Raw genomic sequence first — 12,727 nt, forward strand, 5'->3', positions numbered from 1 at the left:
GCCTTTATCTAAAAATTATCACTATCTTACTTAAACGCTTTTAAGTGCTAAAGTATTATAGTAATATATCATATTATAATAGATATTCAACCTTATTTAAACAATAAAAGCAAGCACGCTCGCGAAAATTTCACGTACGTGCTTGCTTTTATTGTTTATTCATATTTTACGAAGACATTTTTACTTTTTTTTGTGTTGTCGTCCATTTTCCGCGGCTTGGGCTTATTACCAAGTCGTTATAGGCTAAAACATTTAAATCTCGTTGTATGGTGCGAGGAGTGATACCAAATTCCTCTACAAGTTCTTGCGTCGTGACTGTTCCTTTATTACGAATAAACATGTAGATGCATTTGATGCGGTTTAACATCCGGTTAGTCGAAGGTTTCAAAAAACCACTCCCTATCCTTTTTTCAAACCTATGGCTTAATCCCTCTACCGACAGCCTCTTTGATTAGTATGTAATTTTCTTCCCGCAGACAACTCCTTTTATAAATAGATAGTTGCAGTGGATACCCCGATGACTTACACATATTGTACCCACAATTTCTGAAAATTTCCACCATTAGCGAAATATTTACATAAAAAACATAACTTCGTAACAATAATTGTTCGGCTTTTCCCCTCCCTTTCATGATTCTTACTATAGTCTATGGGTGTAAACGTTAAGTTTATGACAAATTGATTGAATTTTTAGTAAATTGATTGTAATGACCATAGCGGAAATTATTTCGTTTTTTTGATGAATATTGATAAAATATCTGCATGGATATAAATAACAAATCCTGGCTATGAAGAACATACAGGAGAAAAGGCATATTTAATCGGAGTTGCGTTTGGTCCATTATTTCCAGGCAGACCGGATGTTGCACACCAAAAAGATTAATACATTGATATCAATGACTTATTGAAAGCAACTGTAATCTACGCACAAGCAATTTATGAATTGGCTGCAATAAGAATAAGTAAAAAGGGGAATGAAGAATGGAATTTGCCTTATTAAATGAAGAGATTATTGACCGCTCACAAGCGAAGGTGGATATAGAAGACCGTGGTTATCAATTTGGCGATGGTGTTTACGAAGTGATCCGTGTTTATAATGGAAAAATGTTTACACTAACGGAACATTTAAAAAGATTCGCTGATAGTGCTGAAAGTATAGGGATCTCTTTACCATTTACGAGCCTAAAATTATCTGAAATGTTAGAAGAACTAACAGAGAAAAACAACCTGCAAACAGGAAATATTTATATGCAGGTTACAAGAGGAACTGCGCCGCGGAATCATTTGTTTCCAACTGGTAATGTTACACCCACCCTTGTAGCCTATACAATTAACGGTGTAAGACCGCTAGAAAACCTCAAGTCGGGAGTAAAAACAATTTTGACCGAGGATATTCGCTGGCTTCGGTGTGATATTAAAAGTTTAAACTTACTTGGTAATCTGTTAGCTAAACAAAAAGCGAGCGAACAAGGTTGTTTTGAAGCGATTCAGCACCGCGGGCAGGAAGTCACTGAAGGCAGTTCATCTAATATCTTTATGGTGAAAAATGGGACAGTCATAACCCATGAATCGAACCACCTAATATTAAAAGGAATTACAAAAGATGTTATATTAGATCTCTGTTTCAAAAATAATATTCCAGTGCAGGAACGGACATTTTCATTAACTGAACTCGAGGAAGCAGAAGAAGTATTCTTATCAAGCACAACAGCTGAAGTAATGCCCGTAATTGAAATCGACGGTAAGAAAATTAGGTCCGGCATCCCTGGACACCTCACTCGAAAATTGCAAGATTTATTCGAAAAAGAAATTGAAAAACAATGTGGAGCACTTGTTGATAACGTAATGTAAAGAAGAAGCGTGCAGCAGATAAAAAGTCTGGTGCACGTTTCTTTTTGTATGAAGCAGTAAAATACATACATGTTGGAAAAAATAGTCTAAAATAGGAAAAGGAATGATAAGTATGAACAAGCAAACACATTTTTTCTTTGCGGTCAAAATTCCACAAGAAACAAAGCTGATCATGAAACAGAATAGTGATAGGTTAAAAGAAATTCTCCCTTTCAGCCGCTGGGTTCACCATGAAGATTTGCATATTACTTTAGCTTTTCTAGGCAATGCCCCTTCGGAAAAACTTACGATCGCGATGGAGAAGGTTCACGGAACAATAAGCGGGTCAAAAGGATTTATATTGGAAATAAACCAGCTTGGAATCTTTGGAAAGCAAGATTCTCCGCGTATTTTTTGGGCAGATACAAAGGAAAGTAATGATTTACAGATGGTCCGAAAAAAAGTTTTTACGGCATGCTTAGAGGCTGGTTTTCAACTGGAAACAAGACCCTTTAAACCTCACATCACCCTTGCGCGGAAATGGAAAGGGGACAAACCTTTTCAAAAAAATCTCCTCGATGTTTGGAACGAACTTCACCCCGAGCCGATTCTTTTTAAAGTGAGTGAAGTAGTTTTATATCAAACACATCTTGATAAAACACCTAAATATGAGGAAAAAACAATATACAAATTGGAATGAGATTAATTTAACTTAAAAGGTTGGTTGTATGAAACAAATCTATTTTATTATCAATCCAAAAGCGAGAAATGGTTACTGTTTAAAGATATGGAAAAAAGTGGAAACAAAATTAATCGATAATAAAATCCCTTACATTGCATTCTTCACAGAATACCATGGTCATGCAATCAAACTAGCGGCACAAATTGCGTCAAGGAATCATGAGCAAAAAGTCATTATTGCTGTTGGCGGGGACGGAACCATGCACGAAGTTTTGAATGGAATTGTAGAATATAACCATATTACTCTTGGTTTTGTTCCCGGAGGATCTGGAAATGACTTTTCAAGAGGGTTCCAAATTCCCGCAGATCCAGAAGAAGCACTAAAGGTTATTCTCCGTCTGATAAGAGAGGAAGCAGCTATAATAGATATTGGAAAGATTACGATGAAGGATGATTCTCAAGCCTATTTTATTAATAATATGGGTGCGGGGTTCGATGCATTAATTTCTTACGAAGTTAACCATTCTAAAGTCAAAGCTTGGCTTAATAAACTGTCTTTAGGCCGGCTCGTTTATGTATATTTTTTACTAAAAAAACTATTTTCTTATAAATGCTCAACAATTGATTTATCAATTGACGGCAGAAGGCATATACTTGAACAAACGTGGTTTGTAACTGTTTCCAATCAACCCTATTACGGGGGAGGAATGATGATTGCTCCCGATGCGCTCCCAGATGATGGTCTCTTAGACATTACAGTGGTCCATAGATTATCAAAGTTGAAGCTATTATTGGTTTTTATCAGCGTATTTTGGGGTAAGCACGTTCAATTCAAAGAGGTGAAAACCTTTAAGGGACGAATGATTTCCATTCAATCCTCATCTTCCTTATATGTCCATGCTGATGGCGAGGATATCGGATTCACTCCCTTAAATATCCATGTTCAAACAAAAACTCTAAAAGTATTAACGAGGGTGCGAAGTGTGCGAGAAACTGTTCTGAAAGAGAGGGATACGAATGAACTCCAATGAACGTATTTTCCTTGCTTATTTGGATGAGATGGATATCATTACGATTCTTCTTCCACTTTCCTATCATCAAGGATTGTCTTCCACTTTCTCGATTACTGATGAATCACAACATGTTACTCCCTTACAAATAATCAAAAAGCAGGAGATTGAAAATCATAATAAATATACTTGTCGGATTGCTGAGGAAATTTCTTTTGGTCATCTTTATTGGATTATCGATGAACATGGCGGAAGAACTGATCTTCAAATAGGGGCAGTGATTCGAACAGCTGCTTTTGATGATCGCTTTTTCTATGAGGGTAATGACCTTGGGGTAAAAAGCAGCGGCAATCAAACAAGCTTTAAACTTTGGGCACCAACAGCAACACAAGTAAAATTGAAATTACGAAACCCAAGCAGTTCCTTTTCGGAAATTGTCAAAATGAAACGTGATGATAAAGGTGTTTGGTCAGTAGTCATTCACGATGATCTAGAACTTTATCAATATACGTTCCTAATCCTTGTCAATCAGGTATGGAGAGAATCGGTCGATCCTTATGCTGTTGCAGTCACAGCAAACGGGGAACTTGGGGTAATTGTTAAGCTCGAGAAAACGCGGAGGGAAAAACCTGCATTACCGCCCTTTGAAAATCCAGTTGATGCGATTATATATGAAACGCATATTAGGGATTTCACGATCCATCCAAATAGCGGTGTGAAACACAAAGGACTCTATTTAGGTGCAAGTGAGTTAAATACAAAAGGTAAAGACAGTGGGCTGACAGGACTATCCTATGTAAAAGATTTAGGTATTACTCATATTGAATTTCTGCCATTCAATGATTTCGCAGGAGTAAATGAATTAGAACCACATAAAGACTATAATTGGGGGTATAACCCGATACACTTTAATGTCCCTGAAGGATCCTATTCCACAAATCCATCCGATCCTTACGCACGAATTATTGAATTGAAGCAATTAATTGATGCCATTCATAGACAAGGAATAAGAGTCATTATGGATGTTGTATACAATCATGTCTACATTCGAGAAACTTCTTCCTTTGAAAAAGTCGTTCCGGGGTATTACTTTCGCCATAATGAGCTTGGTTTCCCATCGAATGGAACAGGAGTAGGTAATGATATTGCATCGGAGAGAAAAATGGTCAGAAAGTTCATCCTTGATTCTATTCGTTTTTGGATGGAAGAATATCATATTGATGGGTTTCGTTTCGACCTAATGGGGATTTTGGATGTTGAAACCATGAATGAAGTCAGGAAGACTTGTAATCTTATTGAAGAGGGAAGCCTGATTATTGGCGAGGGCTGGAACCTTAATACGCCTCTTCCCATTGAAAAGAAAGCAATCATTCGCAATCACGGAAAGCTTCCTGACATCGGACAATTTAATGATAAATTTCGTGATACGATAAAGGGAAGTACTTTTAATTTGTATGATAAAGGGTACGTATTAGGAAATGAGCATTATTATGAGGGAGCTATCGATGTCATCACTGGAAGCATTGGTTTAAATCAAGAAACAGGCGGGCTCTTAACTGAACCTTTTCAGTCGGTAAATTATGCTGAATGCCATGATAATCATACGATATGGGATAAACTTGTTTCTTGCCTTCCGGATTCAGACCATGCTCTTCATATGAGATATCACCGGCTTGCAACAGGTCTGGTACTATTATCTCAGGGAGTTCCTTTTCTTCACAGTGGTCAGGAATTTTTCCGAACAAAACGTGGCGATGGGAATAGTTACAAATCACCAGACCATATTAACCAACTAGATTGGAATCGAAAGCACCTTTATAAGGAAAATGTCTATTATATAAAGGAATTGATTGAAATCCGTAAAGAGTTACCTTGTTTTCGAATGAAAAGTGCGGATGAAATCAGAACTAATACTCAAATTTTACCACTCCCTGCACCTCTAATTGGATTATCCTTTCATAATAAAAGTAATGATATCGGTGAGGTGCTTCTACTCATTAACCCGCTAAGGACGAAGCAGTTAGTCGAAATTCCGGATGGCAGCTGGACAGTAATCGCCAATGATAAAAGAGCGGGAATTTATTCCAAGGAAAAGGTTCAAGGAAAAGAAATAGTGCTAGAACCAGTTTGCTTAACCATTTTAGCGAAAAAATAGTTTGTTCAGATTTACTTGACGACTAAAGCTAATTGGAGATAAAATTTAGTAAGATGGCTATTGTGTGTTATTGTCCAATAGCTTTTTTTATTTTTCTAAAATATTTTTCTTAATTAAACTACTAAATGGTGTTTTGAGACCCATTTGAGAACGGCATAAATTGAAGGTGAACAATTTTGGAACATATATTAGGACAAGAATGGGAGATTGTCCCTGCGGGGGGCGCAACGGGAGAAGCCTTTTATGCTAGCTATGAAGACCAAAGGCTTTTTCTAAAACGCAATTCCTCTCCTTTTCTAGCAGTTTTATCTGCAGAAGGAATCGTCCCAAAGCTTGTATGGACAAAACGATTGGAAAACGGAGATGTGATTACGGCACAGCAATGGCTCCCTGGACGTGAATTAAAGCCGCATGATATGAATCATGAACGTGTTGCTAGGATGCTTAGGAAGATTCACCGCTCTGAACCAATGGTTGGGATGTTAAGCAGGCTTGAAAAGCAGCCTTTACAGCCAGATATGATTTTTCAATCTGTTGTCGAGCTCTTGGATGAAGAAGTGTTAGCTTTACCTGTTGTAAAAAAAACGTTGAACTTTCTATTAGACGAGGCAGCGAATGTTTTCAGTAATGAGAAAGTCGTTTGTCATGGTGATGTCAACCATAACAACTGGCTGCTCACGGAAGACAACCAGTTGTATTTAATTGACTGGGATGGTGCGATGATAGCAGACCCAGCGATTGATCTTGGTATGCTTCTTTATTTGTACATTCCGGAAGATAATTGGAGTAGCTGGTTAAACATGTATGGAAAACCGTTAACAGAAAACCTAAAGCTTAGAATGAAATGGTATGTGGCACTTCAAACACTGTCTTCCATTCAATTTTACAAAAACAAAGACCGTCTACAGGAAATGGATAAGTGGATTGCATTTTTAGATGAGCTTTTGTAATCAAGAGTAACTGTCTATATTTGACACCCATTGTGATAAATTACCTTGATTAGATAAAATATGCTCATCTAGGTCTGCTGTTTGAGCACCATACTGACTGTAATTGTATACCTCCTGCAAAATGCTTTTAACGTTTTGATCAATCTGTGTGTTTACCATTAAAGACTTTACTAAACGTTCCAATTGTTCACATTCTGAAACAGACCCACAGCAGTCGGTTTGATGATTATTTAATATATCTTTTAGTAATGAAACTTGGTCCTGATGACTTAATGGCATGTTAGTACACCCTTTCAAGTGAAAATAAAAACGAATTCACAGTTAGGTTGTGAATTCTTTTTTTGTTTATACATTAATGGATAACCCCATTATTACCAATAATAAAAATAATATCTTTTTAGGAGTGGCATAATGAGACTTAGGCATAAACCTTGGGCAAAGGAAATGATAGATAACCATCCACAATATATTGTCGCAAACCCCGAAAATTATAAAGGAAAGTGGCATGAAGTTTTTCATAATGAACAGCCTCTTCACATTGAAGTGGGAACAGGAAAAGGCCGCTTTATAACAGAAATGGCAAAGGCACATCCTGATATAAATTATATAGGCATAGAACTTTACGACTCCGTTATTGTTGCTGCTTTAGATCGATTAATTGAGGTTGATTTGCCAAATTTAAGATTACTCAATGTCAATGCGAGCGATTTAAGTAATTATTTTGCAAAAAAATGATGTTGACAGAGTCTATCTTAATTTTTCCGATCCATGGCCAAAGACCCGTCATGAAAAAAGAAGGCTAACCTATAAGGACTTCTTGAAGCTTTACGAAACCATATTGGTTGATAAAGGTGAAATCCATTTTAAAACCGATAATCAAGGCTTGTTTGAATATTCATTGAAGAGTTTTTCCGAGTATGGATTATTATTAACCTTCCTGAGCCTTGATCTTCATAAAAGTGATTTTGAAGGAAATATCATGACAGAATATGAACAAAAGTTCTCAGAAGCTGGTAATCGGATTTACCGTTGTGAAGTAAAATATCAAAACTAATCATCGGACAGTCTATTCATAAGACTGTCCTTTTTGTATATGGTAAAATATGAATAATCAATGAAAGGGGGCTGGGTATGGAGACTTTAAAAATTGGCAGAGTTAAGCTGACGTGGTTATCAGGGGGTGTTACAAACCTAGATGGCGGCGCTATGTTTGGTGTTGTTCCTAAAGCATTATGGTCGAAAAGGTATCCACCAAATGACAAAAACCTAATTGAACTTCCTACTGATCCAATCTTAATCCAAATGGAAGGCAAGAATATTTTAGTAGAAGCAGGACTTGGCAAGGGGAAATTATCGGAAAAACAACTTCGGAATTTTGGTGTTACAGCAGAATCGGACGTTGAGGGATCCTTACAGCATATAGGGTTAACTCCAGAAGATATTAATTATGTATTAATGACTCATATGCACAATGATCATGTTGGCGGACTAACAAAGTTGGAAGATGGGATTTATAAATCAGTCTTTCCTAATGCCAAAATAATTACCACTACGATTGAATGGGATGAAATGAGGAACCCAAATATACGATCAAAAAGTACATACTGGAAAGAAAATTGGGAGCCCATCCAATCGCAAGTGATTCCGTTTGATGAAAAATGGAGTTTAGGGGCTATTACTATGCATCATACTGGCGGTCACAGCAACGGACATTCAATCCTTATTATTGAGGATGAAGGAGAGATGGCTATTCATATGGCAGACTTAATGCCTACACATGCGCATAAAAACCCATTATGGGTCATGGCTTATGACGATTATCCAATGGACTCCATTGCTGCAAAAGAGAAATGGGGAACCTATGCTGCAAATAAAGATGTATGGTTTACTTTTTATCATGATGCCTTTTATCGTGCGGTAAAATGGGGAACAGATGGTCAAATTCTAAACAGTATAAAGAGGGTAAAATAAGGTCACGATATAAAAAAAGCCGTACCTCTTGGGATACGGCTTCTCGAGTTTTATAGGACTGGATCTGTAGTGGACTTGATGTCTAAAAGGGTTCCTGTAGAAGCATCAGCAATGAATTCGAATTGTTCATTTATCCCATTTTGACTTTTAGAAATTCCGCCTTTATAAACTTGATAGTTGATTTGGTGCTTTTCAAAAGGCTCCGTTACCATATGTATCCATGAGCCGCTAATCGGTCCGTTTTGGTTAAAATGTTTTTTTTACGTTTTCCAAAACTCTTTCAGGTGAAACATATGTTTTTTGTGAAATGATTTCCTTCACTGCATAGCCGCTGATTACTCCGACCGCAGCTCCAAGAAAAAATGATTTCCAGTTCATAAGGCACCTCCAAAATTTCAACTTGCTCTTGTTTCCAGTATATCTCATTTATGGGGAGGAACATAATAAATCCTTCAGACAAATTAATTGGTAAGAAAACTACTATTTCAGTAATATAAAAACATACATATTGAAAGTACACATAAAGGGGGAATTTACTTTGAATGAGCAGACATTAGATTTATTCAAAACTCTGACAGAACTCCCAGGGGCACCTGGAAATGAGCATTTAGTTAGAAACTTTATGAAAGAGCAATTATCTCAATATGCGGATGAAATAATCCAGGACAAATTAGGCAGTATTTTCGGAGTCAAAAAAGGCAGCCAAAATGGACCAAGAATTATGGTTGCCGGTCATATGGATGAAGTTGGATTTTTAGTGACCGCGATTACGGATAATGGAATGCTGCGATTTCAACCGCTTGGAGGCTGGTGGAGTCAGGTCTTATTGGCGCAGCGGGTTCAGGTAATGACCAATAATGGTCCGGTTATTGGTGTTGTAGGATCTATTCCTCCGCATCTATTAGATGAGGCTAAGCGAAACAAACCAATGGAAATGAGAAATATGCTAATTGATATTGGTGCAGATGATCGTGAGGACGCAGAACGAATCGGAATTAGACCAGGTCAGGCAATTCTGCCGATTTGCCCATTTACACTAATGGCGAATAAAAAGAAAATACTTGCGAAGGCTTGGGATAACCGCTATGGCTGTGGGCTTGCAATAGAATTGCTTCAAGAAGTAAAGGATGAAAACCTGCCTAATATTCTTTATTCTGGTGCAACAGTTCAGGAAGAAGTAGGACTTCGCGGAGCCCAAACAGCAGCCAATATGATTAATCCAGACATCTTTTTTGCGCTAGACGCGAGCCCAGCTAACGATATGTCAGGAAGTAAATCAGAATTTGGTCAACTGGGAAAGGGAGCGCTTCTCCGGATTCTTGATAAATCCATGGTGACGCACCGCGGAATGAGAGAGTTTATTCTTGATACCGCAGAAACAAATAAAATTCCGTATCAATATTTTGTATCACAGGGTGGGACTGACGCAGGACGCGTTCACCAATCCAATGAAGGAGTTCCAAGCGGCGTAATCGGTATTTGTTCTCGTTATATACACACACATGCTTCCATCATCCATATCGATGACTACGCAGCCGCCAAAGAACTAATCGTAAAACTAGTTAAGGCTTGTGACCAAACTACGGTGGATACCATTAAAGCAAACAGTTGAGGGGGCATATATGTGCCTTCTTTTTATATGAGAGGAAAGAGAAAATGAAAATTATTATTGGGTCAAATAATCCTGCAAAAGTTGCTGCTGTAAAAAACGCATTTCATTATCAACAAACAGAGATTCTATCGTTAGATATCCCTTCGGGCGTCAGTGAACAACCGTTTTCAGATGAAGAGACCATTAGGGGGGCAATCAACCGTGCCGTCGGTGCCTTAGAAATGGGAAACGGAGACATTGGAGTTGGGTTAGAAGGCGGTGTCCAAGAGACTTCTCACGGTTTACTGCTATGTAATTGGGGCGCGTTAGCCTCGAAAAATATGGAACCAATTATTGCTGGAGGAGCTAGGTTTCTTCTTCCCCTTGAGATTGCAGACAGGTTAAGAGCAGGAGAAGAACTTGGACCCATCATGGATGATTATGCAAAAAAAGAAAATGTTCGAAAAAACGAAGGTGCAGTTGGTATCTTTACCAATGGATTAATCAATCGTTCAGAGATGTTTTCACATATTATGAATCTCCTTGTCGGTCAATTTCACTATCAAATAGCTGCAAGGAAGTAAAATTGGCTGCTATTAAGGAATTCCTCCTTTTTCGACAACAAATATCGACAAAAGACTTGTCTTATGAATATTATCAAAGGTATGATATAGATAGGACGATAGTCGTATTAGGAGGCGAAGAAAGATGAAATTCTTTAATGCCATTTTGATCATAATTTTATCTATACTCTTATTAAGTGCCTGTGGCCAATCAAATTTTAAAGCCGAAAGTAAAGAAACCATTGGGACGGTGAAAGAAGCACTTAATGAAAAGGCGAAAAAGCCAAATAAAAAAAGTGGAGAAATTAACTTTTATTTGCCCTTTGGATATGAAATCGAAGATGAATCAGCTAATAATATAATTTTAAAAAATGGGTCTAAACAATATATTCTTTTTAATAATCCGCAAGAAAATAAAATGAGCGATGTAGTTTATAAATCAACTGTTGCACAAAATAAAGACCTAGATATTAATGAACAATTTAAGAAAAGTGACGAATTTGGATACCTTATCATAAAGAAACTAGACGACGATATGAATGAAATGACGATTGGGATTGGCGGCACAAAGATTACAACATTGATAAAAACTAGCAGCATGAAAAATGAAGCAGCAGTGATGACACAAATGGTAAAATCAGTTGTAAATCAGGCAAAATAAAGAAGGAGCGATACCGGTTGAAAAATTTAGAGTCTATAGAGCAATTTGAACAACTCCGTGATGGAGGAAAAACCATATTTATGTTCTCAGCAAACTGGTGTCCTGATTGTCGGATTATTGAACCAGTACTTCCAGAAATAGAAGAAAAGTTTAGTGAGTTTGCTTTTATTCATGTTGATCGAGATCAGTTTATTGACTTATGTCAACAATTAGACGTTTACGGTATTCCAAGTTTTATTGCATTTGAAAATGGAAAAGAGCTTGGCCGCTTTGTAAGTAAAGACCGGAAAACACAAGAGGAAATAGAAGGATTTATTAACGGTCTAAAATAATACAGCCATTCTCCTCCATCTTTTTTGAGATGGGGGATTTTTTAATGTACAATTGGTGGGTAGGCTGGAGGGATAAAGATGAAGATGGATAGTATTAAAATGAAAAGAGAATTAGAAACACGCTTAGCTGCAGAAGATCGGCAAATCACGTATGATCGTGATAAGGATCAATTACGTATTGAACATAAAAAGGTTGGAAAAGGAATCACTATCTCTCTAGGTGGTATTGTTGCAAAGTGGCATTCTGAAAAGGAAAAGGCCATTGATGAAGTGGTTTATTATGTGGAAGAGGGACTTAGAGCCATGACGGACAAAGTCCAATTAACAGACCACGAGAAGAAAATTTTCCCGGTTATTCGCTCGACATCGTTTCCTATCGAATCAGAAGAAGGTGTTGCTTTTTTAACGGAGGAGCACACTGCCGAAACGAGAATCTATTATGCCTATGACATGGGGACAACATACCGATTAATTGATTCACGGATCATGGAAAAAGAGGGATGGCAGGCAAGCCGCATTAAAGAAATTGCCTTATTTAATGTGAGGTCTTTAAAGACATCACTAAAAGAAGACCGAGTTGCGGGAAATACCTTTTATTTTCTTAATTCCAACGATGGTTATGACGCAAGCAGGATATTAAATAAAGGCTTCCTAAATGATATGCAGAAAAGAATTACAGGGACAATGGTCCTCGCTGTTCCACATCAGGATGTTTTAATCATTGCTGATATTGAAAACAATACAGGGTATGATGTTTTAGCGCAAATGGCCATGAGCTTCTTTGCTAGTGGACGTGTACCGATAACGGCGTTATCCTTTTTGTATGAGGATGGAGAATTAGAACCAATTTTTATATTAGGTAAAACAAGAACTCAAGACGGAAAAGGATCACAGTAAGTGGTCTTTTTTGCTTATTCTTAGATTTTTTGTCGAAAATTTTATAATACCTGTTAAAATAGATTGATAGAAATATAGAAAGAGTG

15 protein-coding genes and 2 pseudogenes are annotated in these 12,727 nt (G+C 37.3%); 13 read left to right on the plus strand and 4 right to left on the minus strand.

Features of this window, described 5'->3' with window-relative positions:
• Positions 1-166: 166 nt before the first annotated feature.
• Positions 167-388, minus strand: coding sequence for a DeoR family transcriptional regulator (locus QFZ28_RS08140; protein ID WP_063252171.1), 222 nt, complete (start codon positions 386-388; stop codon positions 167-169).
• A 399-nt stretch (positions 389-787) separates the two neighbouring features.
• On the opposite strand from QFZ28_RS08140, the pseudogene QFZ28_RS29720 reads away from it, so the two are divergent.
• The 6 genes and pseudogenes from QFZ28_RS29720 to QFZ28_RS08165 all read left to right on the plus strand — a co-directional run.
• A pseudogene (locus QFZ28_RS29720) lies at positions 788-1,000 on the plus strand (hypothetical protein); the annotation flags it as partial.
• Entirely contained in the window at positions 982-1,851 is an 870-nt protein-coding gene (dat, locus tag QFZ28_RS08145; RefSeq protein WP_307194162.1) for a D-amino-acid transaminase, read from the plus strand. The pseudogene QFZ28_RS29720 and the gene dat, both read left to right, overlap by 19 nt.
• A 112-nt stretch (positions 1,852-1,963) precedes the next feature.
• Entirely contained in the window at positions 1,964-2,530 is a 567-nt protein-coding gene (gene thpR, locus QFZ28_RS08150; protein ID WP_307194163.1) for an RNA 2',3'-cyclic phosphodiesterase, read from the plus strand.
• 28 nt (positions 2,531-2,558) lie between these two features.
• Positions 2,559-3,542, plus strand: a complete 984-nt coding sequence (locus QFZ28_RS08155) for a diacylglycerol/lipid kinase family protein (RefSeq protein ID WP_307194164.1) — start codon at positions 2,559-2,561, stop codon at positions 3,540-3,542.
• The gene (pulA, locus tag QFZ28_RS08160; protein ID WP_307194165.1) at positions 3,529-5,676 is read left to right on the plus strand and encodes a type I pullulanase; all 2,148 of its coding nucleotides are present in this window, start codon (positions 3,529-3,531) and stop codon (positions 5,674-5,676) included. The genes QFZ28_RS08155 and pulA overlap by 14 nt, the downstream gene beginning before the upstream one ends.
• Before the next feature lie 176 nt (positions 5,677-5,852).
• The gene (locus tag QFZ28_RS08165) at positions 5,853-6,626 is read left to right on the plus strand and encodes a phosphotransferase family protein (protein WP_307194166.1); all 774 of its coding nucleotides are present in this window, start codon (positions 5,853-5,855) and stop codon (positions 6,624-6,626) included.
• Here the strand turns inward: QFZ28_RS08165 and QFZ28_RS08170 are convergent, their stop codons facing one another.
• A complete protein-coding gene (locus QFZ28_RS08170; protein ID WP_307194167.1) occupies positions 6,627-6,905 on the minus strand; it encodes a YtzH-like family protein in 279 nt (92 codons plus the stop codon).
• Positions 6,906-7,037: 132 nt separating this feature from the next.
• Here QFZ28_RS08170 and trmB point away from each other — a divergent pair.
• Both trmB and QFZ28_RS08180 read left to right on the plus strand, forming a co-directional pair.
• Positions 7,038-7,680, plus strand: a pseudogene (gene trmB / locus QFZ28_RS08175) (tRNA (guanosine(46)-N7)-methyltransferase TrmB).
• Positions 7,681-7,757: 77 nt separating this feature from the next.
• Positions 7,758-8,597 carry a YtnP family quorum-quenching lactonase gene (locus QFZ28_RS08180; protein WP_307194168.1) on the plus strand — a complete coding sequence of 280 codons (840 nt, stop codon included), beginning with the start codon at positions 7,758-7,760 and terminating at the stop codon, positions 8,595-8,597.
• 50 nt (positions 8,598-8,647) lie between these two features.
• Here QFZ28_RS08180 and QFZ28_RS08185 read toward each other — a convergent pair whose 3' ends face one another.
• Both QFZ28_RS08185 and QFZ28_RS08190 read right to left on the minus strand, forming a co-directional pair.
• A complete protein-coding gene (locus tag QFZ28_RS08185) occupies positions 8,648-8,809 on the minus strand; it encodes a hypothetical protein (protein WP_307194169.1) in 162 nt (53 codons plus the stop codon).
• Positions 8,810-8,843: 34 nt separating this feature from the next.
• Positions 8,844-8,975, minus strand: coding sequence for a hypothetical protein (locus QFZ28_RS08190; RefSeq protein WP_307194170.1), 132 nt, complete (start codon positions 8,973-8,975; stop codon positions 8,844-8,846).
• Between the two features lie 160 nt (positions 8,976-9,135).
• Between QFZ28_RS08190 and QFZ28_RS08195 the strand changes: the two genes are divergently transcribed.
• The 5 genes from QFZ28_RS08195 to QFZ28_RS08215 all read left to right on the plus strand — a co-directional run bounded on the left by QFZ28_RS08195 (position 9,136) and on the right by QFZ28_RS08215 (position 12,641).
• Entirely contained in the window at positions 9,136-10,209 is a 1,074-nt protein-coding gene (locus QFZ28_RS08195; RefSeq protein WP_307194171.1) for a M42 family metallopeptidase, read from the plus strand.
• 44 nt (positions 10,210-10,253) lie between these two features.
• Positions 10,254-10,772, plus strand: coding sequence for a DUF84 family protein (locus tag QFZ28_RS08200; RefSeq protein ID WP_307194172.1), 519 nt, complete (start codon positions 10,254-10,256; stop codon positions 10,770-10,772).
• A gap of 124 nt (positions 10,773-10,896) precedes the next feature.
• Positions 10,897-11,412 carry a hypothetical protein gene (locus QFZ28_RS08205; protein ID WP_307194173.1) on the plus strand — a complete coding sequence of 172 codons (516 nt, stop codon included), beginning with the start codon at positions 10,897-10,899 and terminating at the stop codon, positions 11,410-11,412.
• A gap of 17 nt (positions 11,413-11,429) precedes the next feature.
• Complete coding sequence (locus QFZ28_RS08210) at positions 11,430-11,744, plus strand: thioredoxin family protein (protein ID WP_307194174.1); 315 nt, start codon at positions 11,430-11,432, stop codon at positions 11,742-11,744.
• A 78-nt stretch (positions 11,745-11,822) separates the two neighbouring features.
• Positions 11,823-12,641, plus strand: coding sequence for a DUF1444 domain-containing protein (locus QFZ28_RS08215; RefSeq protein WP_307194175.1), 819 nt, complete (start codon positions 11,823-11,825; stop codon positions 12,639-12,641).
• Positions 12,642-12,727: the final 86 nt, after the last annotated feature.

This window comes from Neobacillus niacini, from assembly GCF_030817695.1.
Classification (GTDB): domain Bacteria; phylum Bacillota; class Bacilli; order Bacillales; family Cytobacillaceae; genus Neobacillus; species Neobacillus niacini_F.